Raw genomic sequence first — 23,378 nt, 5'->3', positions numbered from 1 at the left:
GCTGCGCTCTGTCCCAGGAAACCGAACTCAAACTCGTGCTGCCCGCCCCCGCCGCAGAGGCCTTTCCCGGCTCCGCGCTGATCGCGCCCGCCCCCACCGTCCGCAAGCTGCAGGCCATCTATTTCGACACGCCCGATCACCTGCTGCACAAGGCCGGTGTCTCGCTGCGGATCCGCCGCTCGGGCCGCCAGCGCATTCAGACGGTCAAGGGCGCAGGCTCACGCGCGGCCGGGCTGTTCACCCGCCCGGAATGGGAGCGGCCCGTGCCCGGCGACGCCCCCCTGCTGGGCGACGACACGCCGCTGCCCGCGCTGCTGGGCCAGAATGCCGCCGCGCTGGCGCCCGCCTTCACGGTCAAGGTCGAACGCACGCTCTGGCTGCTGGACGAGGGCGAGGCCACCATCGAGATGGTGCTGGATCGCGGCACGGTGATCGCGGCGGAGCGCACCGCCCCGGTGTGCGAGATTGAACTCGAACTGCAAAAGGGCGAGCCGCACGCGCTTTTCGCGCTGGCCCGCAGACTGGCCGCAGCCCTGCCCCTGCGCCTTGGCGTGCTGAGCAAGGCGGAGCGCGGCTATGCGCTGCTGGGGCCGCTCCACGCCGCTTTCAAGGCCGAGACCGTCCAGCTTGACCCCGCCGCCACGGCCAGCGAGGCCTGCCGCGCCATCCTTGCGCTCTGCATCCGCCACTATCGCCTCAATGAGGAGTTGCTGCTGGCCGGGCGGGAGCCCGAAGCGCTGCATCAGGCGCGCGTGGCGCTGCGCCGCCTGCGCTCGGCGATGGCGATCTTCAAGCCGGTCCTCGCGCCCGCGGCGCTGGCGCATCTCCATGCCGAACTGCGCTGGCTGGGCGGCGTGCTGGGCGATGCGCGCGACCTTGATGTGCTGCTCGAAAAGGCCGAGCCCGGCAAGCTGCGTGACCACCTGCACTCCACGGCTGACAAGGCCCATGCCACCGTCCGCGCCGCGCTCGAGTCCCGGCGCTGCCTCAGCCTGCGGCTCGATCTGGCCGAATGGGCGGCGGTGGGCGCATGGCGGACGCCGCCCGCCCGCCCCGATCTACGCGACGCGCCCGCTCGCGACTACGCCGCCCATGCCCTGCAAAAGCTGCGCAAACGCATGAAAAAGCGCGGCGCCGGACTGGAAACGCTGAGCGATGAGGAACGGCATGCCCTGCGCAAATCCGCCAAGCGGCTGCGCTATGGCGTCGATTTTTTTGCCGGGCTCTTTCCCAAACACAAAGGGCGTAAGCGCAAGTTCGCCGCCTCCCTCGCCGCGCTGCAGGACAATCTGGGCGACCTCAACGATCTGGCCACCGCCCCCCGCCTGCTGGAACGGCTGGCGCTGGCGGACCAGCCCGACGCGCGTGATCTGCCGCATCATCGCGACAAGGCAAGGATTCTGACGCAGGCGCAGAAGGATTTCGACACGCTGATCGGGCGCAAGACGTTCTGGTCCTGAACCACGCAGGCCCGCCGCTAGGTGACGGGCAGGCGCTCGGCTCTGGTCAGGTCGGCGGCGGGGGGCACGCCGAACAGGCTTTTGTATTCGCGGCTGAATTGCGAGGGGCTGAGATAGCCCACCGCATAGGCGATGCGCGAGACGCTGTCGCCCCCCGCCGCCAGCATCCGCCGCGCTTCCAGCAGGCGGATGCGGCGCTGAAAGGCCAGCGGGCTGTAACCGGTGACGGCCTTGAAATGGCGATGGAACGAGGTGAGGCTCATCCCCACCATCGCCGCCAGTTCGGGGATGATCATCGGCTTTTCGGCGTTGGTGCAGATCCAGTCGGCCGCCAGCTTGATCTGACGCGAGCGGCTGTCACGCCGCCCCAATTGCCGCAGCGTTTCGCCCATAGAGCTTTGCAGCAGACGGTAATAGAGCTCGATCTCGTGATGGCGGGCCAGAAAGGCGTGGTCATCGGGCGCGCCCAGCAGGCCCACATAGCGGGTGAAGGCCTCCCCCACCGATCCGCCCAGATCGCCGCCCGCCGCCGAGCAGACCCAGCGCTCTTCCACCTTGGGCAGATCGAGCATGACATCAGTCAGCAGATCGACATCCAGATCCAGTTCGATGGCGACATAGGGCGCGGTGGGGCTCGCCGTGTCGATCTGGCCGACGAAGGGCATGCCAAAGGAGGTCGCCGCGCATTGCCCGGCGGCAAGCGTGAAACGGTTGCCGCCGACCGTCAGCGCCTTTTCGCCCTGAAGAACACCGTAAAACATGGGCTTGAACATGGCGGGCACCGGCGGCGTGGGGCGCGTGCTGGACCACACCTTCAGGCGCGGCAGCGGCGTCTCCACGCCATAGGCGCCCGGCAGGCGAGTGATGAAAGGCCGCACACTCTCCAACAGCCGATCCACGGCCAGCATCATCTCGCTCATGCTCCCCATCTAGGGTGATTGGCAGGATCGGGCAAGGCTCTGGCATGATCGGGAATGTCGGCGTGGATCGGGCCACCCATCTGGGGCCCGATCACAAGGAGACGATCATGTCAGAGCAAAAGACGGCATTGGTAACGGGTGCGAACAAGGGGATCGGGCGTGAAGTGGCGCGCCAGCTGGGCAGGCTGGGCCATAAGGTATGGCTCGGCAGCCGTGACGAGGCGCGGGGCCGCAAGGCCGAGGAAGAGCTGCGCGCCGAGGGCATCGATGCCCATTTCGTCCAGCTCGACATCACCGATGCGGCCAGCGTTCAGGCCGCCGTCGCCCATGTCGAGGCGCATTCGCCCCAGCTGGACGTGCTGGTCAACAATGCGGGGGTGGGCAGCGGCCTGATGAGCCCGGCCAGCACCGAAAGCCTTGCCGAAATCCGCGACAACTTCGAGATCAACTTCTTCGGCACGGTTCAGGTGACGCAGGCCTTCCTGCCGCTGGTCCGCAAGGCCCCCGGCGCGCGGATCGTGATGGTGAGCAGCGGGCTGGGCTCGATCACGCTGACCGGCGATATGAAGGCCCCCACCTGGAATTTGGCGGCGATGGGCTATTCGGCTTCCAAGGCGGCGCTCAACATGTTCACGGTCAAGCTGGCCAAGGAATTGCTGGCCGAGGGCATCAAGGTCAACGCCGCCTGCCCCGGCTCGGTGGCGACGGATATGGGCGGCCCCACCGCGCCACGCAGCGTGGAGCAGGGCGCGGCGATTGCCCTGCGCCTCGCCACGCTGGACTGGATGGGGCCGACGGGCGGCTTCTACCACGATGGCGACGGGCCAGGCATCGCGCCCTACGGCTGGTAAGCACAGGGAGCGGGGGCAGGCCACCTGCCCCCGCTTTCACCCCGCCCCTGCTGTTTAGCGACGATGCCCGCTGGTCATGCTGCGCAGCACGCCGTCGCGGCGGATCAGCCCGTGGAACAGGGCGGCGCTCAGATGGGCCAGCACCAAAGCGAAGAACAGCAGCGCCACCACCGTATGCGCCAGACGCAGCAGGGCGTAGAGTTGCAGATCATGCGGCAGGATCGGCGGCAGCGACACACTCCCCGCCACCACCGGATACCCCCCGGCGGACAGCATCGCCCAGCCGATCAGCGGCATGCCCACCATGCTGGCATAAAGCAGCACATGCGAGGCCTTGGCCACCAGCTTCTGAGGGCCCGGCAGATCGGCGGGCAGCGGCGGTGCGCCGGTCAGCAGCCGCAAAGGCAGGCGCAGCAGCACCAGCACCAGAAGGGCGATCCCGACCGGACGATGCAGCGCCAGCAGCGCCGGATAGAGCGGCCCGGCAGTCGAAACCATGCCCACGCCGATAAACAGCATGGCCAACACCATCAGCGCCATCAGCCAGTGAAGCAGGCGCAGCAGCGGGTGGAAATCCCTGGGGTGACGGCTCATTGGCTCTTCTCCCTGGCGCTGTCCTGGCCGATGGCGCTGGGATGCGCCCCCTCCCCGGCCCGCCGCGTGAAGGAGGAGGAATAGGTTCCGGACCGCGCCCCCAGCAAGGGATCGTCAGAGGGGCTGATCCCGGGCGGCAGGATGGTGGGATCGAAGTTGAGATCGCGGCAGGCGCCGGCCTCTTCCGGCTGGACGGCGGTGAGGGTCAAAACCCCCGCCTCCACGCTGCGGTGGGGGCCGCTCCATGCCACGGTGGCCTTGTTGGTCACGTCACCCGGATTGGCGACCACCAGCTTCAGATGCCAGCGCGAGGGGCCTTTGGCGGTGCGGGCGATCATCTCCCTGAACAGGGCGTCGCGCGGCAGATCGGCCAGTCTGGTCTTGTCGAGGCCGGTCAGCGGGGCCTCGGGTTCGAACTGCCAGCGCACCATATGCTGCGCGCCGGAGGCATCGATGAAGCGGAAGGCGTTGATGCTGTAATAGGTGGCGTTGGCGAAGCTGTCGGGCAGGATCGCCTTGGCCATATAGCCCTGAAACGCCGTCACCTCGGGATGGGCGGCAAGGAAGGGTTTCAGCACGGCGAGATCGGGCTTGCCCGTCCGGGGATCGGGGGTGGTGGCCTTCATCAGCCCCACGAAAGAGGCGACATCGGCCACCGGGAAGATCGGCGTATGATCCATCGCCATGCGCCATTCCTGCCCATCGGGCGTGCGCAGCATCAGCGCCATCGAATGGAACACATTGCGCCCGTCGCCTGCCAGCGGATTGCCGCCGCCCAGCGAGAAGCGGCCCATCACCGGATAGGCGCCAGCACGAAAGGCCGAGGCGGTGGACAGCGCCGTGCCCTCGCCATTGGCCGCGAAGGAGCCGCTGAAGCACAGACCCTTGGCATGCGCGCGGCGATAGCCGGGAAAGCGCCCGCCATTGCCCTCCAGCGCATTGGCCACCTCGCCGCCGCTGATGCGGTGCGGACCGATCAGCCCTCCGGCCCAGGCCAGGCCCAGCGATAGCGACACGGCGACAGCGCCGATCAGCGCCATGGGTGCAAATGGAGGTTTCTCATGAGCCGGCACGGTGAGCATCCTGTCAATGGAACTGGCGGACGCGGGGCATGATGCCTTGCGCCTCTCTCCCTGTGTACGGTGACAGGATCGCACAGGATTCGCGCCCTTGCATCTTTTTCCTGACGCGGGGGCTAACCCTCCCTCAGCCGCGCAGCGATCTCATGCACCACCGGCATCAGCTGGCTGACATCATCGATCACATAATCGGCCCCCGCATCGCGCAGCAACCGGGCCGAGGCTTCGCGGCGCGCATGGCGTTCGCTGTCCGGCAGAGCGCGGTAATCGGCAAGGGTGAGCCCCATGCCATTGCCCGATGCGGCCAGACCCACCGTCCAGCAGCCCGCTTCCCGGCCCTCGATGATGCCGACGGGCGCGTCGTCCACCTTGATGCAGCGGCGGGCGGGCCATGCGTCCAGAGCGATCAGCGCGGCCCATGTCATCAGGGGCGCGGGCCTGCCGCTGGGGGTCTCTCCGGCGCAGATCACCGCCTCGGGCGCATAACCCTGCGCGGCGGCCAGCGGCAGGATCGGGGCCATCATCTCGCGCGTGTAGCCGGTGCCCGAGCCGATGCGGATGCCCAACTGGCGCAGGGCCTTGGCGGTCTCGGCCGCGCCGGGGATGAGCGTGGCGGACGCCGCCGCCGCCTGCATCGCCGGTTCCAGCCTTGCATAAAGCGCCTGCACATCGCCTTCATCGGGCAGGCTGCCGCGTGCGGCCTGCCAGCGCGCGGCGAGTTCACGCCTGGTCAGAATGGCGCGCAGATGATCCAGCTTGGCCTTGCCCATATCGGCGCGGGCCTCGGCATCGGTGAGCGCAATCCCCTCGCGAGCGAACACCGAGATCAGCGCCTCGACCGGGGCCATGCAGCCGAAGTCGATCATCGTGCCCGCCCAGTCGAAGACCACCGCCTTGATGGGGAAAGCTGATACGGTCATGCAGCGGCTCCCACCTTCAGGCCCGCCAGATCGGCCAGCACCTTTTCGGCAATGCCAAAGCCGGTGGAGGCCCCGGTGCCGCTGGTGACGATCACCAAGCGCACGTTCTCGGCAGGCGTGTCGATCAGGAAGGTTCTGTCCGCCGCGACGGCATAGGTGCCCGTCCAGCGCTCGATCACCGGGGGGACCGGGCCGCCCAGCGCCGTGGCATATTCCTGAAGGATATCCTCCTCGGCGCTGGCGGGGGCGAAGGGGGGCGGCACATCGGCGTAATGATGGCTGTCGCCCACGATCAGGCTGCCATCGGTGCCCTGCGCCACGATCAGATGGACGCCATTGTCGAACAGGCGCGGCACCTCGGCGCGCAGGCGGGCCTCCAGCGCGCGGGCTTCGGGCAGAGCGCCATAGCCGCGATAGCGCACCAGCCCGAGGTCGGACATGATCGCGCCGGGCAGCCTGACCCCCGGATTGCCCAGCCGCAGCATCGACAGGCGGCAGCGGGTAAGGCCATAGGCCGCGATCCGCTCGGGATAGAGCGTGTTGAAATCATCGCCCGGGCAGACCACCACCTGCCCGACCTCCACCACCCCGCGCGAGGTGGCGAGGCGGGGCGGGGCAACCTCATGCACGGCGGTTCTGGTCATCACCGTCACGCCCATCTGTTCGGCGAGGAAGGCGGTGATGCGGGGAATGGCGAAGCGGGATTCGACGCGGATCTCATGCGGGCTGTGCAGCGCGCCCATCAAATCCGCCCCGCCCATGCCGCCCGATGCCGCACGGAAGGCTGCGGCATCCAGCAGGCGGCACCCCTCGCCCATTTCGGTGTTCAGGAAAGCCTCGATCACGGCCACGGCCTCGCTCGAGCGGGCGGTGAGATAGAGGCCCTCATGCTCGATGGGGATGGCGGCGCGCGGCGCCAGATCGGCCCAGATGTCGCGGGTGCGGCGGGCGAGCTGCCAGCTGGTGCCGCGCTCCTGACCCGTGACGGTGATAAAGCCGAAATTGCGGATCGAGGCGCCGCTGGCCGCGCCGTCGCGCTCGATCAGCACCACCTTCAGGCCTTCGCGCGCCGCGACATAGGCATGGGCCAGCCCCAGAATGCCGCCGCCCACCACCGCCAGATCATAGGTCCGCGTCATCGTCTCTCCGTTCAAGCATGGTGCGAAAAAGTGGGCACCGGTTTTTCGCAAAAACGATGCGACAACAAAAACTAGCGCCAATCGGCCAGAGCACTGCCGAGGTGCGTTTTGAGGTCATCGAGCCAGGGTTCGAAGGCGCGCCACTGGTCCATGCCGTCACGGAAGATCGGGCGGCGGACCTGCTCGCTCGACGGCGTGCGGACGGCGCGGCGGTTCTGGTGGAAGTTGAGGCAGGCCTCGTCAAACGGCAGGCCGCAATAATCGAGCAGGCGGCGAACCTGCGTTTCCAGATCCTCGATCACATCCTCATGCAGCACACGCAGCACGCGGCCCGGCAGCGCCGCATCCCAATGGCGCATCAGATCGAGATAGGTGCGGTAATAGCGGGCGATATCTTCCAACGAATAGGTGAACTCCTGCCCCTGCGCGAAGAGCTGCTTCAAATTGGAGAAGCAACAGGACATCGGATCGCGGCGGGTGTCGATGATCTTCGCATGCGGCAGGATCAGATGGATCAGCCCGATATGGCGGAAGTTGTTGGGCATCTTGTCGATGAAAAAGGGGCGGCCCAGACTGCGCTGCGCCTGCGTTTCGGCCAGATAGCGCTCGCCCAGGGCCCGGCATTGCATGGGGCTAAGGGCGGCCAGCGAGCCGGGATAGGCGGGCGCATCGATATCATGATCGCGGCCTTGCAGCTCCAGCGCCATGCGCTGGATATCGGGCAGTTCCTGCGTGCCCTCGATCTGGGGATGGCTGGCGAGGATCTGCTCGATCAGCGTCGAGCCCGAACGCGGCAGGCCCAGCACGAAGATCGGATCGGGCGCGGCGGCCCCCCAGCCCTCGCGCGCGGTGAAGAAGGCATTCGTGCAGACCTGCTTTTGCAGGCGCGTGTTGGTTTCGAGGATTTCGGGGCGATACTGGCTGGCCTCGCGCTGCAGCGCGTTGCCGCGCGCGTAATGCCGCCATGATTGCTGCGGATCGCCCGCATCCTCCAGCGCCTTGCCCAGCGCGAAGTTGAGATGCACCCGGTCCGCCGCCCCGGTGGCGGGCGCAACCTCGGCTGCGCGCATGATCTCCACGGCCTCGGGGGTGAAGCGATAGGTTTTCAGATTGGCCAGGCTCCACCATGCGTCGCCGAAATCCGGGCGCAGATCGGCGGCATGGGTGTAGGCGGCGATCGCCTCGGGCAGACGCCCCAGCGTTTTCAGGGCATGGCCCAGCCAGAGATGCAGATCGGCCAGATAAAGGCGCAATTCGCCATCATCCCCCGGCACGGCGGGCAAATCGGCCAGAATGGCGCGGTAAAGCGCGATGGCCTCCTCATGATGGCCCAGCCCGACGGCAATCGTGGCGTCCAGACGCTTCAGATCGGCGCTGCCTTGCGCGCGCAAGGGCGCCAGAGCCTCGCGCGCCTCGGGATATTTGTGGCGGGCGATCAGCGTCTCGACATACTCCTGCCGCGCCGCCTGGTGATCGGGGGCCAGAGTCAGCACGCCGGCATAAAGCACCTCGGCATCGTCGAGCACATCATGCGCCACGCCGATTTTCGCCAGCAGGCGCATCGCCTCGGGATGGTCGCCATGGGTGAGGAGGAAGCGGCGGGTCAGCGCCTCGGCCTCGTCCAGATCGCCATCGGAGAAGAGGCTGGTCGCCTCCACCACCGGTTCGGGCAGGGCGCGCAGGGTGTGGACATGCGCCTCGGCTTTGCGCGCATTGTCCATGTCGCCGGTGAGGCGGTAGACGCCCGAAAGCATCTTCCAGCTGTGAGGCAAGGCCGGATTGATGCCCACGGCCACCAGCAGCGCGGCAATCGCGGCAGGCGCATCGCGGCGGGCGATGTGGCACAGGCCGCGCTCCTGATGCAGCAGGCTGTAGCGCGGGTGCGCCGCCTCCAGCGCGGCCAGTTGCGTCAGGGCCTGATCGATGCGGCCCAGAAAACGCAGGCTGGTGGCGTGGATCAGCCGCAGATCGCGATGGTCCGGCCACCTGTGCAGCATATCGCCGGCTTCGCGGGCCACAGCCTCATGCTGCCCTGCCCCTTGCGCGCTGCGCAGCCGGGCCAGCTCGGCGTCGGGCAGGGTGTCGGGGGTGAGCAGCATGGGCGGTTCCGTAAGCGAAGGCGATGTCATGGAAGGCTTGGTCATGGGCAGGGCGTCTGCCGCCCCGCCCATGACAGTATCGTGACAGTGCCCGCGCGATCAGAGATCGAGCGAGAATTTCACGCCATAGGTCATCGGCCGCAGCGGCAGCTGCGACTTGATGAACTGCACCGAGGAGGTGAAGGTGGAGGCATGGTTGTTGGTCAGGTTCTGACCGAAGACCGACATGCTCCAGTTGTTGTGCTTGAAGCCGAACTGGGCATCGGCCTGCGCATAACCGGCCATATGGTAACGCAGCAGGGTCGTGCCCGGCACCGTTACGCCATCGCCCGAAGGATAGGTGGAGGGCTGGTTCCACATCGGCCCGTTGTACGACACTGCGCCCGAGACGAACCAGTCATAACCGCCGCGCCCGGCCCAGTCATAGCGCACGCGGGCATTGCCCTGCACATGGGGGCTGTAGGGCGTGGTGCCGCCGATCTCGCCGAAGGGGCTCTGCACCGACTTCTGCACGCCGCCGGGATAATAGCTGGTGATGCACTTGCCATTGTTGACCGAGGCCGGGTTGTTGGCCACCAGACAGGGCGAGGTCGACTGCTTGCTGTCATTGTAGGTGCCACCCAGCTGCACCGAAAGGCCTGTCATCGGGCGCGCGAAGATCTGCGCCTCCACACCCTTCACATGATAGCTGGGGCCGTTGGTGGCGAAGCTGGTGTTGCCGAAGCCGCCCGCCGGATTGTAGAAGTTGATGATCGCGTTCTGCCAGACCATGTAATAGCCCGAGAGATTGAACTGCACCTTGTGGTTCAGCAGATCGGTCTTCAGGCCCAGCTCCCAGTTGGTGAGCGTATCGGGCTGATAGCCGTTGGGGCGCTTGAGCTGGGGCGTGCCGTTCTGGTCGGGCAGCACCAGGCTGCTCGAACGGTTGAAGCCGCCGGGGCGGAAGCCCTGGCTGAACAGCGCATAGACCATGGTGTGGTCGCGCGGTTTCCAGGTGATCTCGGCCTTGCTCTTGAAACCGTGATAGGTGACGTGGTTGTTGGCCGCATCGATGTTGACCTGACCCGCCGTACCGCAGGAAATGGTCTGATAGCAGGCGCTTGGCACCGTGCCGAACTGCGAACCGACTTCATATTCCTTGTAGCGGTAATAGCGCGTGCCGCCGCTCAGGGTCAGATTGTGCAGGATGTCGACATCCGCCGAGCCGAAGAAGGCCAGCTGGTCATAGCCGCGCGTCACGTCTTCACCGAAAGCGGTGTTGCCCGGCTCGAGCCCCGGCTGGTTGGCGGTGCTGCCCGGCGCCGTCGACACCGCGCCCGAGCAGACCGCATTGGCCGCGATCAGCTGCTGGGTGCAACTTGGGATGGACTTGTAGTTGAAGCGCATCACGTCCTGAATGACGAACTTTTCCCAGTAAGCGCCGCCGATCACGCGGATGCGCTTGTTCTCGGGGCTCTGGAAGCGCACTTCCTCGCTGTGATGCGTGTTGCGCATCGTGTCGTCCCAATAGGCGATCGGCGAGTAGCAGAAGGTCGATCCCGTGCCCCAGCCGGTGGCCTTGCCGCTGCACTGGTAATACATGCCGCCGCCGGTGCGCGAATAGTTGGAATAATCCTGCTGGTTGGAGATGTGGCGCGTCATATAGGCGCCGGTGTAGACCATCTTCCAGTCGCCGATCTTGCCGTTCAGCGTCCAGGCGGTGTTCCAGTAGGTGTCGGTGTTCCACTGCGGCGTGAAGGTGGTGGTCTGCAGGCTGCCCAGCTGCTGGAAGTCGCTGCCCACCGGGAAGGTGCTGGACGAGCCCTGCGCGTTGAGGTGCTGATAGCTCTCGGTCACCAGCAGGTTCCAGTCCGGCGTGATGTCCCACAGGGCCTCGACGCGGCCGCCGGTGTAGTCGACCGGGTTGAAGTCATGCTTGGCCAGCGCGTAATTGTTGTAGACGCCGCCGTTCGCCTGATTGGTGGCGCTGGGGATGAAGCCATAGTTCACGCTGCCCGCATCGGTGGCGCGGCGCGTGAAGGTGCTGGGCACGTTGTCGATATAGCCGCCCTGATGGTCGCTGTAGATCAGCGCGCGCACGGCCAGCTTGTCCTTGATGACGGGGATGTTGATCACCGCCTGGCCCGAGGCATTGGGGGCGCCGCCCGCCGTGCCGCCGAAGCTGCCGGCCAGATGGACTTCCCATTTGTCCAGCTTGGGCTTGGCGGTGATGTAGCGCACCGCGCCCGCTTCCGCGCCGCCGCCGAACAGCGTGCCCTGCGGGCCTTCCAGCACTTCGACGCGCTCGATATCGGCCATGTAGACGTCGGCGTTGCGGCCCGGGAACTGCATCGACTGGTCGTCAAGATAGAGCGCCACATTGGGGAAAGGCGCGATGGTGCCCGCCGACTGCCCGCCCGCAAAGCCCGTGGAGAGGCCGCGCATGAAGATCGCGCCCTGCCCGGGGCCGTTGCTGGAGAAGGTGACATTGGGGGTGAACTTCAACAGATCGTTGAAATTGTTCACATTGAGCTGGGCCAGCGACGCGCCCGACAGCGCCTGAAGCGTCATCGGCACCGACTGGATCGACTCGCTGCGGCGCGTGGCGGTGACGACGATGTCGCCCGCGCTTTCCGCAGCCGGCGCGCTTTCGGCGGCAGGAGCGGGAGCCTCATCGGCAAAAGCCTGCGTGCCCGTGAGCGCGAGGCCCGCGCAAGACAGCATAAGCCCGGATTTGAGCAGGTTGGAACGGATGGTCATGGTGCCCTCATGGATGACGAACTGTCGTTCTGTGCAGGCGGCGTCCCTGTGCTTCGGGGCGCTCGCCGTGTTGGGCGCGTGTTTGTCAAAAGGCCGGGCGGGCGGCCAATATATATCGGCTAAGGCTTTTATAGGTCTGATCTATAAAAGATGCGCCGGTCACTGCCCTGTCACAATCGAGGCGTAAAAAATCCATAACAAACACAGCGAGATAGGGCATATGGGGGCCGTCAATCACCAGCATCTGCGTGCCTTTCACGCCGTGGCCAGCGAAGGCAGCTTCAGCCGCGCGGCGCGCAGGCTCAACATCTCGCAGCCGACATTATCACAGCAAATCAAAGCTTTGGAAACACGCCACCGCGCCCAGCTGTTCGAAGGCCGCCGCCGCCCGCTGCAATTGACGCCGATCGGCGAGGAATTGTTACAACTCACCCGCCGCATGTTCGCCACCGCCGAGGAGATCGAGACGCTGCTCGATGAAAAGGTGAACACCGAGGGGCAGCGCATCCGCCTCATTTCGGACTCGCCGGTGCATGCCGCGCGCCTCGCCCAAACCATCATGCAGATGGAAAGCGGCATCGAGGTGGAGGTGCAGATCGACAATTCCCGCAACACCCTGGCCCATCTGCTGGATGCGCGGGCCGATGTAGGGATCATCAGCGATCCGCAGGTCGATCCGCGGCTGTTCTACCGGCCCCTGTTCGTCGATGCTCTGGCGGTGGTGGTGGCCAGTGGCCATCCCCTGGCGGGGGCGGCAAGCTTCCCCCTGTCGCGCCTGACCGAGGAATGCCTGCTGGTGCGCGAAATCTCGTCCAAAACGCGCGGGGCGATGGAAAGCCTGCTCAACGCCCATGACATCGTGCCCGCCCGCAAGATCGAGCTGCACAGCCGCGAAACCATCCGCGAGGCGGTCGCGCTGGGCCTTGGCGTCAGCCTGTTCTTCGCCAGCGAATGCCCGCCCGATACACGTCTTTCAGCGATCCAGCCCGACGCCCAGCCCGATCCGGCGCTGCTGACCAATTACTTCGTCTGCCGCAGCGAACAGCGCCGCTCGGGCCTGATGCGGATGATGATCCAGGCGGTGGAGACCATGCCCGCCTCCATCCCGCGCCACCATGCGATCAAGGCGCCCGCGGTCGAGGAAAGCCCGTGATCGGCAGTCTGTCGGCAATCGGTCATAGAAAGCATCCATAATCATGGGCATCCCTGAACCGCGCCGCGAAAGTCTTATGCCTCACGCCGCCCCTTCCAAGCCGACGCAGTGGCTCTCGCGCCTCTCGCCCATCGCCTTTGGCGTCTATGCCGGCTTGATGGCGTTTGGCGTCTATTTTGCGATGTATGCCTTTCGCAAACCCTTTGCCGTGGCCGATTTCACCGGGCTGACCGCCTTCGGCATGGATTACAAGATCGCGCTGGTGATCGCTCAGGTGGTGGGTTACGCGCTGGCCAAGATGGTGGGGGTGAAGGTCATCTCCGAACTGCCCGCCCACCGCCGCGTGGCAGGCATTCTGGCGCAGATCGCGCTGGCCGAGGCGGCGCTGGTGCTCTTCGCCCTGATCCCCGCGCCATGGAATGTGGCCTGCCTGTTCCTCGACGGCCTCGCGCTGGGGATGATCTGGGGCATGGTCTTCGCCTTTGTCGAGGGGCGGCGCCAGTCCGAACTGATCGCGGCGATCCTGTGCGCCAGCTTCATCCTCTCCTCCGGCACGGTGAAGGCGGTGGGCGAGTGGGTGCTGTTGCAGGGGCTCAACCCCTTCTGGATGCCCGCGGCCAGCGGCGCGCTCTTCACCCCGCTGCTGCTGGCCTGCCTTTACGGCCTCTCGATCCTGCCCGAACCCGACGCACGCGACATCGCCGAACGCATCGAGCGCAAACCGATGGACGCCGCCGCCCGCGCCCGGTTGTGGAGCCGCTATGCGGTGGGCCTCACCGGCCTGATCCTGCTCTATGTGATGCTGACGGCGCTGCGCGATTTCCGCGATAACTTCTCCGCCGAGATCTGGCGCGAGGTCGGCCATGGCGGTCAGGCCGAGATCTTCGCATGGAGCGAAATCCCTGTCAGCATGGTGGTGCTGGCCGCGCTGGGCTGCACGATGGTGTTTCGTGACAACCGCAAGGCGGTGGCGGCCAATATGGTGCTGGTCGGGCTGGGGCTGGTGATGGCGGGGGGCGCTTCGCTGGGGTTTGCGGCGCATAGGGTCGGTTCGGTCTCGTGGATGATCCTGCTGGGCGCGGGGCTGTATCTGGCTTACACGCCCTTCAACGGCATCCTGTTCGACCGGCTGGTGGCCAGCGGCGGCACGCCGGGCAATGCCGGTTTCATGATCTATCTGGCCGACGCTTTCGGCTATGGCGGCACGATCCTGCTGCTGCTGGTGCGTAACCTGCCCGAATTCCATCTGAGCTGGACGCATTTCCTGATCGAGATCAGCCTGGCCACCAGCGGGCTGGGCCTTGCCCTGCTGATCTTCGCATGGAGCTGGTTTGACAGGCGTTTGAGCCAGGCCGATCAGCCAGTTCCGGCGCTTTAGGTTATGGGATCGCCCCGCATCGCGCTGGCATCCAGCACCGTTTCCATCGCCACATAGGTCGATGTGCTGGCCACATGCGGCAGGGCGGAAATCTTCTCGCCCAGCACGATGCGATAGCGCCAGATGTCGCTGGTGCGCACCTTCAGCAGATAATCGAAGCTGCTGGCGATCATATGGCACTCCTCCACCTCGGGGATCAGCCGGACCGCGCGGTTGAAGGCCAGCAGCGCCGCCTCACGCGTGTCGGCCAGCTTGACCTCGGCGAAGGCGACATGATCGAAACCCAGCCTGGTGGGATCGACGATGGCACGAAAGCCCTTGATCACCCCGGCCTCCATCAGCCGCTTCAGCCGCACCTGACAGGGCGTTTTGGAAAGTCCCACCACCTCGGCCAGATCGGTGATGGTCATCCGCCCGTCTCTGGTCAAAGCGGCAATGATCTTGCGGTCGAAATCGTCCATATCGACCACGATCCGATCCCCATCCATGCAATCCGCCCTCTCGCAAGCCAAAATTTGGTGAATTCGCCTAGCACAACGCGATAATTGGCCGGATCGCCAAATGCAAATCCATTAGAGTGCCGCGATGACCCAGACCGCGCCGCGCCCCTTCGCCCATTTCGCTCCCCCCATCCGCCCGGCCACGCCCTTGCGCGCGGCGATCACGGCGGCCTATCGGCGCGATGAGGTGCTCTGCCTCACCCCGCTGATCGCTCAGGCGACGCTGGCCCCGGCCATGAAGGCGCAGGTCGCCCGCACCGCCACCGCACTGGTCAAGGCCCTGCGCAGCCAGCCCAAGCGCGGCGGCGTGGAAGGTCTGGTGCAGGAATATGCGCTCTCCAGCCAGGAGGGCGTGGCGCTGATGTGCCTGGCCGAGGCCCTGCTGCGCATCCCCGACGCCGCCACCCGCGACGCGCTGATCCGCGACAAGGTCTCGATGGGCGACTGGCGCGCGCATCTGGGCGGCGGCAAGTCGATCTTCGTCAACGCCGCCACCTGGGGTCTGGTCGTCACCGGCAAGCTGGTGGGCAGCGTGGATGAAACCGGGCTTTCCGGCGCCCTCACCCGGCTGGTGGCCCGCGCGGGCGAACCCGTGATCCGCCGCGGCGTCGATATGGCGATGCGCCTGATGGGCGAGCAGTTCGTGGCGGGCGAAACCATCGAGGAAGCCCTGCGCCACGGCAAACGCATGGAGGCCAAAGGCTTCCGCTACAGCTACGACATGCTGGGCGAAGCGGCCACCACCGCCGCCGATGCAGACCGCTTCCACAAGGATTACGAGCAGGCGATCCACGCCATCGGCAAGCAGACCAGCGGCGCCAGCGTCTACGAACGCGCGGGGATTTCGATCAAGCTCTCGGCGCTGCATCCGCGCTACAGCCGCTCGCAGGCGCGGCGCGTGATGGACGAGCTGCTGCCCCGCGTGAAGCAGCTCGCCCTGCTGGCCCAAAGCTACAACATCGGCTTCAACATCGATGCCGAGGAGCAGGACCGGCTGGAACTCTCGCTGGATCTGCTGGAAAGTCTGGCCTTCGATCAGGATCTGGCCGGGTGGGATGGCCTCGGTTTCGTGGTGCAGGCCTATGGCAGGCGCTGCCCCTTCGTGCTGGACTGGATGATCGATCTGGCGCGGCGCAGCGGGCACCGCTTTATGGTGCGTCTGGTCAAGGGCGCCTATTGGGACGCCGAGATCAAGCGCGCCCAGCTCGACGGCCTGCCCGATTTCCCCGTCTACACCCGCAAGAACCACACGGATGTCGCCTATATCGCCTGCGCCCGCCGCCTGCTGGCCGCGCCGGACGCGATCTTCCCGCAATTCGCCACGCATAACGCCCAGACGGTGGCGACGATCCACCATCTGGCGGGCGACGATTTCACCAGCACCCGCTACGAATTCCAGTGCCTGCACGGCATGGGCGAGGCGCTTTACAGCCATGTCGTCGCCCCCGAAGGCCTGTCACGCCCCTGCCGCATCTATGCGCCGGTGGGCACGCATGAGACGCTGCTGGCCTATCTGGTGCGCCGCCTGCTGGAGAATGGCGCCAACTCCTCCTTCGTCAACCGCATCGGCGATGAGGCGATTGCCGTGGAGGAACTGGTGATCGACCCCGTGGAGACCACCCTGCGCGAGAACCCCGCAGGCGCGGCGCACCCTCTGATCGCCCTGCCCCTCGCGCTCTATCCTGATCGCAGCAACTCCGCAGGCCTCGATCTGAGCGATGAAACCGTGCTGGCCACACTCAACGCAACCCTGCCCGAAACCCAAGCATGGCAGGCCGCCTCCGCCGAGGGCGCCGGCACGCCCGTCACCATCCGCAACCCGGGCGATCTGCGCGATATCGTCGGCACTGCGCTGCATGCCGATCCCGCGCAGGTCGAGCGCGCCATGGCCCGCGCCGCCGCCAGCGACTGGCGGCACACGCCCGTCCACCAGCGCGCCGCCATGCTGGAAAGCGCCGCCGATGCCATGCAAGAGCGCATGCCGGTGCTGCTGGGCCTGATCGCGCGCGAGGCAGGCAAATCCCTGCCCAACGCCATCGCCGAAGTGCGCGAGGCCGTGGATTTCCTGCGCTATTACGCCCATCAGGCCCGCGAGACGCTGGGCAGCGGGCAGCAGGCGCTGGGCCCGGTGGTCTGCATCAGCCCGTGGAACTTCCCGCTGGCGATCTTCACCGGGCAGGTTGCCGCCGCGCTGGTCGCGGGCAATCCAGTGCTGGCCAAGCCCGCCGAGGAAACCCCGCTGATCGCGGCGGAGGCGGTGCGCCTGCTGCATGAGGCGGGCGTTCCCGCCGATGCCCTGCAGCTCCTCCCCGGCGATGGCGCCATCGGCGCGGCGCTGGTGGCCTCTGCGCAGACTTGCGGCGTGGTCTTCACCGGCTCCACCGAGGTGGCGCGGCTGATCCAGCGCCAGCTCTCCACACGCCTGCTGCCCTCGGGTCGCCCCATTCCCCTGATCGCCGAGACCGGTGGGCAGAACGCGATGATCGTCGATTCCTCGGCGCTGGCCGAGCAGGTGGTGGCCGATGTCATCGCCTCGGCCTTCGACAGTGCGGGGCAGCGCTGCTCGGCGCTGCGCATCCTGTGCCTGCAGGAAGACGTGGCAGACCGCACCCTCACCATGCTGCGTGGCGCCTTGCAGGAACTGCGCATCGGTCGCACGGACAAGCTGGCGGTGGACATCGGCCCGATCATTTCCGCCGAAGCGCGCGACAGCATCGAAGCGCATATCGCCAAGATGCAGGCCAAGGGCTGCGCCATCACCCTCCAGACCCTGCCCGAGGACGCCGCCCATGGCACCTTCGTGGCCCCCACCATCATCGAGATCGCCAGCATCGCCGATCTGGAGCGCGAGGTTTTCGGCCCCGTCCTCCATGTGATCCGCTATGCCCGCGAGGATCTCGACGCGCTGATCGATGCCATCAACGCCACCGGCTACGGCCTGACCTTCGGGCTGCACACGCGGCTCGACCATGTGATGGCGCAGGTGACGGGGCGGATCGCGGCGGGCAATCTCTATGTGAACCGCAATGTGATCGGCGCGACGGTGGGCGTGCAGCCCTTTGGCGGACGCGGCCTGTCGGGCACCGGCCCCAAGGCGGGCGGCCCGCTCTATCTGGGCCGGCTGGTGAGCACGCCTGCGCCGGCGGAAGCGCGCGACACCGCCCTGCCCAAGCCGCTGGCGGATTTCATCCATTGGCTGGAAACCAGGGGCGAAAAGGCCGCCGCCGCCACCGCGCGCGGCTATGGCGCCCGCAGTCGTCTGGGCCAGAGCCATGACCTCACCGGCCCGGTGGGCGAAAGCAATGTCTATGCGCTGCATCCGCGTGGCCGCGTGCTGATGGCTCCCGCCACGCCCGCCGGGCTCTACGACCAGATCGCCGCCGTGCTGGCCACCGGCAACCATGGCGTGGTGGAGGTGATGCCCCTGCCCGCCGATCTGCCTGCCAGCGTGAAGGCCCGTCTCTCCGGCGACACCGCCCCCGATCTCTCCGCCGCGCTGGTGGAGGGGGATCAGGCGGCTGTCCTCTCGCTGACCGCAAGGCTGGCGGCCCGCCCCGGTCCGATCGTCTCGGTGCATGCGGTGGAGACCGGCACGCAGGGCGCCTATCCGCTGGACTTCCTTGTCGATGAGGTGGTGATCTCCACCAACACCACCGCGGCGGGCGGCAACGCCAGCCTGATGGCGATTGCCTGATCCCTGTTCAGCCGCCCCTGCAGGCGATAGGGATGCAGCCATGACGGATCAGACACTTCCCCGCATCGGCATCATCGGAACGGGCCGGGTCGCCCGGGCGCTGGCCCTGGGGCTGGCCCCTTACGCGGAAGGCGAGCCCCTGATGTGGGGCCGCTCCACCGCCGCGCCCAGCCTTGACGCGCTGGTGCAGGCCAGCGACATCATCGCCATCGCCGTGGCCGATGATGCGCTGGCCGGCGTGGTGGCCGATCTGGCGAGCAAGGGTGCTTTCGGCCACGCCCCGCTGGTGTTCCATGTCAGCGGCAGCCATGGGGTGGGCACTCTGGCGGCGCTGGCGGAAAAAGGCGCTCTGACCGCCGCCATCCACCCGGCCATGACCTTCACCGGCGACCCTGCCGGAGAGGTGCGGCGCATGATCGGCGCGCGCTTCGCCGTCACCGGATCGAGCGAGAACGCCAGCGCGCGCGCCCGGCATATCGTCCAGCTGCTGGGCGGCTTGCCCGTGACAGTGGCCGAGGAGCACCGCGCGCTTTACCATGCAGCCCTGTGCCATGGGGCCAATCATCTCGTCACGCTGCTGGCCGGATCAGCGCAGGCCCTGCGCGCGGCGGGGGTGGCGGAACCCGAAGCCCTGCTCGCCCCGCTGGTCCGCGCGGCGCTTGAGAATGCTCTGGCGAAAGGGTTTGCGGCTCTGTCCGGCCCTCTGATGCGCGGCGATGGAGAGACCATCCACCATCACCTCGCGGCGATGGACAAGGATGCCCCGGATCTGTCCCCGGCCTACCGCGCCATGGCGCTGGCCACGCTGGATGCGTTGGAGCGCTCGGGCCGCCCGGCGGCGGAGCGCATCAGGCGGGAACTGGACGCGGCTGGCTAACGGGCGGGCAGGCGTTCTTGCGCCGGGTCACCGGACCGTCACAAGCTTCTCCTGACTGTCACCAAGTCATCACGGAGCCGCGCTAGGGCTTCAGAATGACTGATTTCACCTCCGCCGCCGCCACCATTCTGCAGGTAGGCAAGCGCCTCGATGCACGCGGCCTCGCGCCTGCCGGCGCGGGCAATTATTCGCTGCGTCTCGATGATGGCAGCATCGCCATCACGGTTTCGGGCGCGCATAAAGGCAAGCTGACTCAGGATCAGGTGATGCGCGTCGATGCGCGGGGCGTGGCGCTCGATCATCGCAAGCCCTCGGCGGAAACGCTGCTGCACGCCCTGATCTATGCGCAGGACGCCGGGGCGGGAGCGGTGCTTCACACCCATTCCATCGCCGGAACCGTGCTGAGCCGCGCTCTGGCCGGGCGCGACGCCATCGTGCTGGAAGGCTATGAGGTGCAAAAGGCGTTCCCGGGCGTCACCACCCATGACTGCGCGGTGGCCATGCCGCTCGTGGACAATACGCAGGACATGCCCGCTCTGGCCGAGCAGCTTAAACCGCTGCTGGGCGCGATGCCTGCCTTCTACATTCGCGGCCATGGCCTCTACGCCTGGGGCCCGACCATGGAGCAGGCCGAAGTGGTGGCCGAGGCCTGCGAGTTCCTGTTGGCCTGCGCCTGGGAGGAATGGAAAGCCGGAACCCGCCCCCCAGCCATCCACGGAGCGCGCTCATGACCAGCCTGACCATCCACAACGCCGCCGCGCCCTACGCCCATGAAGGCGCGATCACCGATTTCCCGCGGATCGCCGCCGCCATGGCCCGCGCGAACATCACGCTGGAGCGTTGGGAGGCCGATGCAGCGCTTCTGGCAGACGCGGATGATGCCGCCATCCTGGCCGCCTATGCCTCGCAGGTCGAAACGCTGAAGGCCCGCGCCGGATACCGCAGCGAAGATGTCGTCCGCATGACGCCCGACCATCCGATGCGCGTGGCATTGCGCCAGAAGTTCCTGAGCGAACATGTGCATGATGACGATGAGGTGCGCTTCTTCGTCGAGGGATCGGGCCTGTTCTGCATCCATCACAAGGGCGCGGTCTATGCGCTGACCTGCACGGCGGGCGATCTGATCGTGCTGCCCGCCGGAACGCGCCACTGGTTCGATACGGGCGAGCAGCCGCTCTTCACCGCCATCCGCCTGTTCATCAGCCACGAAGGCTGGGTCGCGCGCTACACCGGCGAAACCATCGCCGAAGAGATGATGGCGGCGGGAAGCCTGTGACCCCGCGCGCCATCCTCACCGATATCGAGGGCACCACCTCCAGCATCGCCTTCGTGCATAAGGTGCTGTTCCCCTACGCCCGCGCGCGGATCGCGGAGTATGTTGCGCAGCATGCCGATCAGGTCGCACCGGTGCTGGCCAACATACGCGCGCTTGAAGGCGATCTTTCCGAAGCCGACTGCATCGCGCAACTGCTCGCATGGCAGGATGCCGACGCCAAGATCGGCCCCTTGAAAGCCCTGCAAGGCATGATCTGGGCGCATGGCTACGGCGAAGGAACCCTCAAGGGCCATATCTATCCCGATGCCGTGGCCGGGCTGAAACGCTGGCACGCACAGGGCATCACGCTGGCGGTCTATTCCTCCGGCTCGGTTCCGGCGCAAAAGCTGCTGTTCGGCCATAGCGAGGCGGGCGACCTCACCCCCCTGTTCTCCGGCTGGTTCGACACCGGCGTGGGCGGCAAGAAGGACGCGCCCTCCTACCGCGCCATCGCTGAAAAGCTGGCCCTGCCCCCCGCCGACATCCTTTTCCTCTCCGACGTTCCCGCCGAACTCGATGCGGCGCGGGAGGCAGGCCTGGCCGTCACCCTTCTCGCCCGTGATGGCGCGCCCGAAACCTGCCCCTACCCCCTCGCCACCAGCTTCGACACCATCCTGCCGGAAAGCCGCTCATGAACATCGATGGCGTCACCACCCGCTCGATCTGGCTGGAGCCCGATGGCCACAGCATCGGCATCTTCGACCAGCGCGCCCTCCCATGGTCGATCGAGCGCCTGATCCTCAGCGAGATGGAGCAGGCCGCCGATGCCATCGCCACCATGGCCACGCGCGGCGCGCCGCTGATCGGCGCCGTGGCCGCCTATGGCCTGGCCATGGCCCTGCGCCGCGACAGCAGCGATGAGGCGCTCGACGCCGCCCACCAGCATCTGGCCGCCACGCGCCCCACCGCCGTCAACCTGCGCTGGGCGCTGGACCGGGTGACGGCTCATGTCCGCCCCCTGCCCCAGCACCGCCGCCCCGCCGCCGCCTATGCCGAAGCTGCGCGCATCTGCGACGAGGACGAGGCCATGAACCGCGCCATCGGCACCGCCGGCCTGCCGCTGATCCGCGAGATCGCCGCGCGCAAGCCGGGGCAGCCGGTCAACATCCTGATGCACTGCAACCCCGGCTGGCTGGCCACCGTCGACTGGGGCACCGCCACCGCGCCGATCTACCTCGCCCATGACGAGGGGCTGCCCGTCCACGTCTGGGTCGATGAAACCCGCCCGCGCAATCAGGGCGCTCTCACCGCCTTCGAACTGGCCGAGCATGGAGTCCCCCACAGCTACGTCACCGACAATGCGGGCGGGCTGCTGATGCAGCAGGGCCTTGTCGACATGGTGATCCTGGGCACCGACCGCGTGACGGCCAATGGCGACGTTTGCAACAAGATCGGCACCTATCTGAAGGCGCTGGCGGCCCACGCGCATAACGTGCCCTTCTACGTCGCCCTGCCCGACAGCACCTATGACCCTGCCACGCCGGATGGCGCCAGCGTGCCCATCGAGGAACGGGGTGGCGCGGAAGTCAGCACTGTGACCGGGCCCGATGCGGAAGGCGTGATGCGCCAGATTACCGTCACCCGCTCTCCGGTGCGCAATCCGGCGTTCGATATCACACCGGCGGCTTTGGTGACGGGCTATGTCACGCCGCGCGGGGTTTTGCTTGGGGCGGAAGAGTTAGCTTCGCTTATCAAGGGGGAATAAGAGAACAAGCAGGGGGCCATCGCCCCCTGCACCCCCGTTACGTCTCCCGACGAAGCGGCAGCTTCAGACCAACCCTTGCGTGGAAACGCCCCGCCGCGCAGCGGCATGAAAGCCTCCGGCGGTGAACCCGGAGCGCAAGACTGCGAGGTAACGCCCCGGTTCGTCGGAAGACGTTATGGGATTGCAAAGGGCGATGGCCCTTTGCCCGCCGGAGGCCCCTTCAAATATCCTTCAAATCGCTGACAAACTCATACCGATCCCCGCGATAGACCGAGCGGGTGAACTCCACGATGCGCCCGCTGGCGATCCGGGTCATGCGCTCGATCCGCAGCACTTCGGAGTTCTGCTTCACGCACAGGATCCCCGCCTCGGTCGGCGTCGCCAGAGAGGCCCGCACCCGCTGCGTGCCCGAAACCGGGCGAAAGCCATGCGCATCCAGAGCATGGTACAGCGAATCCCCCAAACCATCGAGTTCGGGCAGGAACTCCGCCGGCACCACCGCATGCTCGATGGCCAGCGGCTCGCCGCCCGCCAGACGCACGCGGCCCAGCCTTGCCACGCGCGCGGTGTTGCCGATCTGCAGCGCGGTGGCCTCTTCCTCGGTGGGCTGGGCGTATGATTTGTTGATCCAGATGACGCCGGGGTCTTCCCCGCGCTGGCGGGCTTCATCGCTGAAGCTGCTCAGCTTGCCGCCCGAGGTCTCGATCCGCCGCGCCACGAAGGTGCCGGAGCCCTGCTTGCGCACCAGCACGCCTTCCTCGATCAGCTGCTCGATCCCCTTGCGGATGGTGACGCGTGAGAGGCCCGCCATTTCGCTCAGGTCACGTTCCGAGGGCAGCGCGCTGCCCGGGCCGATCCCGCCGCTGTTGATATGATCGCGCAAACTCCGCGCCAGCTGGAGATAGAGCGGCGTTCCCTCGTCTTCGCGCGTCCAGACCATATCACGCATCATGGC

At 66.9% G+C, this 23,378-nt stretch carries 19 protein-coding genes; 10 read left to right on the top strand and 9 right to left on the bottom strand.

Annotated features, from left to right (window positions below):
- The first annotated feature begins 8 nt into the window (after positions 1-8).
- Entirely contained in the window at positions 9-1,460 is a 1,452-nt protein-coding gene (locus tag SR3_RS06565) for a CYTH and CHAD domain-containing protein (protein WP_281198709.1), read from the top strand.
- Positions 1,461-1,477: 17 nt separating this feature from the next.
- On the opposite strand, the gene SR3_RS06560 is transcribed toward SR3_RS06565, so the two are convergent.
- Positions 1,478-2,380 (bottom strand): AraC family transcriptional regulator, encoded by a 903-nt coding sequence (locus SR3_RS06560; protein WP_084455058.1) that lies wholly within the window; start codon positions 2,378-2,380, stop codon positions 1,478-1,480.
- Between the two features lie 107 nt (positions 2,381-2,487).
- On the opposite strand from SR3_RS06560, the gene SR3_RS06555 reads away from it, so the two are divergent.
- The gene (locus SR3_RS06555) at positions 2,488-3,231 is read left to right on the top strand and encodes an SDR family oxidoreductase (RefSeq protein WP_068082716.1); all 744 of its coding nucleotides are present in this window, start codon (positions 2,488-2,490) and stop codon (positions 3,229-3,231) included.
- 54 nt (positions 3,232-3,285) lie between these two features.
- Here SR3_RS06555 and SR3_RS06550 read toward each other — a convergent pair whose 3' ends face one another.
- The 6 genes from SR3_RS06550 to SR3_RS06525 form a co-directional block, all read right to left on the bottom strand.
- Complete coding sequence (locus SR3_RS06550) at positions 3,286-3,825, bottom strand: cytochrome b (RefSeq protein ID WP_068082573.1); 540 nt, start codon at positions 3,823-3,825, stop codon at positions 3,286-3,288.
- Positions 3,822-4,898 (bottom strand): catalase family peroxidase, encoded by a 1,077-nt coding sequence (locus tag SR3_RS06545; protein ID WP_084455079.1) that lies wholly within the window; start codon positions 4,896-4,898, stop codon positions 3,822-3,824. Before SR3_RS06545 ends, SR3_RS06550 begins: the two co-directional genes overlap by 4 nt.
- Positions 4,899-5,020: 122 nt before the next feature.
- Entirely contained in the window at positions 5,021-5,824 is an 804-nt protein-coding gene (phnX, locus tag SR3_RS06540) for a phosphonoacetaldehyde hydrolase (protein WP_068082569.1), read from the bottom strand.
- Positions 5,821-6,963 (bottom strand): TIGR03364 family FAD-dependent oxidoreductase, encoded by a 1,143-nt coding sequence (locus SR3_RS06535; protein ID WP_068082567.1) that lies wholly within the window; start codon positions 6,961-6,963, stop codon positions 5,821-5,823. Before SR3_RS06535 ends, phnX begins: the two co-directional genes overlap by 4 nt.
- Before the next feature lie 71 nt (positions 6,964-7,034).
- Positions 7,035-9,062: a tetratricopeptide repeat-containing sulfotransferase family protein gene (locus SR3_RS06530; RefSeq protein WP_068082714.1), complete on the bottom strand. Its 2,028-nt coding sequence runs from the start codon at positions 9,060-9,062 to the stop codon at positions 7,035-7,037.
- A gap of 99 nt (positions 9,063-9,161) precedes the next feature.
- Entirely contained in the window at positions 9,162-11,801 is a 2,640-nt protein-coding gene (locus SR3_RS06525) for a TonB-dependent receptor (RefSeq protein ID WP_068082564.1), read from the bottom strand.
- A gap of 220 nt (positions 11,802-12,021) precedes the next feature.
- Between SR3_RS06525 and SR3_RS06520 the strand changes: the two genes are divergently transcribed.
- Both SR3_RS06520 and SR3_RS06515 read left to right on the top strand, forming a co-directional pair.
- Positions 12,022-12,954 (top strand): LysR substrate-binding domain-containing protein, encoded by a 933-nt coding sequence (locus SR3_RS06520; RefSeq protein ID WP_084455053.1) that lies wholly within the window; start codon positions 12,022-12,024, stop codon positions 12,952-12,954.
- Between the two features lie 43 nt (positions 12,955-12,997).
- A complete protein-coding gene (locus SR3_RS06515; protein ID WP_245653804.1) occupies positions 12,998-14,332 on the top strand; it encodes a DUF5690 family protein in 1,335 nt (444 codons plus the stop codon).
- Here the strand turns inward: SR3_RS06515 and SR3_RS06510 are convergent.
- Positions 14,329-14,820 (bottom strand): Lrp/AsnC family transcriptional regulator, encoded by a 492-nt coding sequence (locus SR3_RS06510; protein ID WP_068082562.1) that lies wholly within the window; start codon positions 14,818-14,820, stop codon positions 14,329-14,331. The genes SR3_RS06515 and SR3_RS06510 overlap by 4 nt on opposite strands.
- A gap of 97 nt (positions 14,821-14,917) precedes the next feature.
- On the opposite strand from SR3_RS06510, the gene putA reads away from it, so the two are divergent.
- The 6 genes from putA (at position 14,918) to mtnA (ending at position 22,423) form a co-directional block, all read left to right on the top strand.
- Positions 14,918-18,526 (top strand): trifunctional transcriptional regulator/proline dehydrogenase/L-glutamate gamma-semialdehyde dehydrogenase, encoded by a 3,609-nt coding sequence (putA, locus tag SR3_RS06505; RefSeq protein ID WP_068082559.1) that lies wholly within the window; start codon positions 14,918-14,920, stop codon positions 18,524-18,526.
- 40 nt (positions 18,527-18,566) lie between these two features.
- A complete protein-coding gene (locus tag SR3_RS06500) occupies positions 18,567-19,403 on the top strand; it encodes a Rossmann-like and DUF2520 domain-containing protein (protein ID WP_068082556.1) in 837 nt (278 codons plus the stop codon).
- A gap of 95 nt (positions 19,404-19,498) precedes the next feature.
- Positions 19,499-20,134: a methylthioribulose 1-phosphate dehydratase gene (locus SR3_RS06495; RefSeq protein WP_068082549.1), complete on the top strand. Its 636-nt coding sequence runs from the start codon at positions 19,499-19,501 to the stop codon at positions 20,132-20,134.
- The gene (locus SR3_RS06490; RefSeq protein WP_068082546.1) at positions 20,131-20,679 is read left to right on the top strand and encodes a 1,2-dihydroxy-3-keto-5-methylthiopentene dioxygenase; all 549 of its coding nucleotides are present in this window, start codon (positions 20,131-20,133) and stop codon (positions 20,677-20,679) included. Before SR3_RS06495 ends, SR3_RS06490 begins: the two co-directional genes overlap by 4 nt.
- Positions 20,676-21,353, top strand: a complete 678-nt coding sequence (mtnC, locus tag SR3_RS06485; protein ID WP_068082543.1) for an acireductone synthase — start codon at positions 20,676-20,678, stop codon at positions 21,351-21,353. The genes SR3_RS06490 and mtnC overlap by 4 nt, the downstream gene beginning before the upstream one ends.
- On the top strand, positions 21,350-22,423 hold the full coding sequence (mtnA, locus tag SR3_RS06480; protein ID WP_068082540.1) for an S-methyl-5-thioribose-1-phosphate isomerase: 1,074 nt from the start codon (positions 21,350-21,352) through the stop codon (positions 22,421-22,423). The genes mtnC and mtnA overlap by 4 nt, the downstream gene beginning before the upstream one ends.
- Positions 22,424-22,643: 220 nt before the next feature.
- Here mtnA and SR3_RS06475 read toward each other — a convergent pair whose 3' ends face one another.
- Positions 22,644-23,372, bottom strand: a complete 729-nt coding sequence (locus SR3_RS06475; RefSeq protein ID WP_068082709.1) for a GntR family transcriptional regulator — start codon at positions 23,370-23,372, stop codon at positions 22,644-22,646.
- Positions 23,373-23,378 lie beyond the last annotated feature (6 nt).

This window comes from Novosphingobium rosa NBRC 15208, from assembly GCF_001598555.1.
Lineage (GTDB): Bacteria > Pseudomonadota > Alphaproteobacteria > Sphingomonadales > Sphingomonadaceae > Novosphingobium > Novosphingobium rosa.
The sequence above is the reverse complement of the archived record's forward strand: the minus strand, read 5'-3'. Positions and strand labels throughout refer to the sequence as shown.

Bases quoted from the DNA above. Each gene is read 5' to 3' on its own strand.
- SR3_RS06560 (WP_084455058.1), bottom strand. From the start codon at position 2,380: ATGAGCGAGATGATGCTGGCCGTGGATCGGCTGTTGGAGAGTGTGCGG.
- SR3_RS06555 (WP_068082716.1), top strand. From the start codon at position 2,488: ATGTCAGAGCAAAAGACGGCATTGGTAACGGGTGCGAACAAGGGGATC.
- SR3_RS06550 (WP_068082573.1), bottom strand. From the start codon at position 3,825: ATGAGCCGTCACCCCAGGGATTTCCACCCGCTGCTGCGCCTGCTTCAC.
- phnX (WP_068082569.1), bottom strand. From the start codon at position 5,824: ATGACCGTATCAGCTTTCCCCATCAAGGCGGTGGTCTTCGACTGGGCG.
- SR3_RS06535 (WP_068082567.1), bottom strand. From the start codon at position 6,963: ATGACGCGGACCTATGATCTGGCGGTGGTGGGCGGCGGCATTCTGGGG.
- SR3_RS06530 (WP_068082714.1), bottom strand. From the start codon at position 9,062: ATGCTGCTCACCCCCGACACCCTGCCCGACGCCGAGCTGGCCCGGCTG.
- SR3_RS06525 (WP_068082564.1), bottom strand. From the start codon at position 11,801: ATGACCATCCGTTCCAACCTGCTCAAATCCGGGCTTATGCTGTCTTGC.
- SR3_RS06520 (WP_084455053.1), top strand. From the start codon at position 12,022: ATGGGGGCCGTCAATCACCAGCATCTGCGTGCCTTTCACGCCGTGGCC.
- SR3_RS06515 (WP_245653804.1), top strand. From the start codon at position 12,998: ATGGGCATCCCTGAACCGCGCCGCGAAAGTCTTATGCCTCACGCCGCC.
- SR3_RS06510 (WP_068082562.1), bottom strand. From the start codon at position 14,820: ATGGATGGGGATCGGATCGTGGTCGATATGGACGATTTCGACCGCAAG.
- putA (WP_068082559.1), top strand. From the start codon at position 14,918: ATGACCCAGACCGCGCCGCGCCCCTTCGCCCATTTCGCTCCCCCCATC.
- SR3_RS06500 (WP_068082556.1), top strand. From the start codon at position 18,567: ATGACGGATCAGACACTTCCCCGCATCGGCATCATCGGAACGGGCCGG.
- SR3_RS06495 (WP_068082549.1), top strand. From the start codon at position 19,499: ATGACTGATTTCACCTCCGCCGCCGCCACCATTCTGCAGGTAGGCAAG.
- SR3_RS06490 (WP_068082546.1), top strand. From the start codon at position 20,131: ATGACCAGCCTGACCATCCACAACGCCGCCGCGCCCTACGCCCATGAA.
- mtnA (WP_068082540.1), top strand. From the start codon at position 21,350: ATGAACATCGATGGCGTCACCACCCGCTCGATCTGGCTGGAGCCCGAT.
- SR3_RS06475 (WP_068082709.1), bottom strand. From the start codon at position 23,372: ATGCGTGATATGGTCTGGACGCGCGAAGACGAGGGAACGCCGCTCTAT.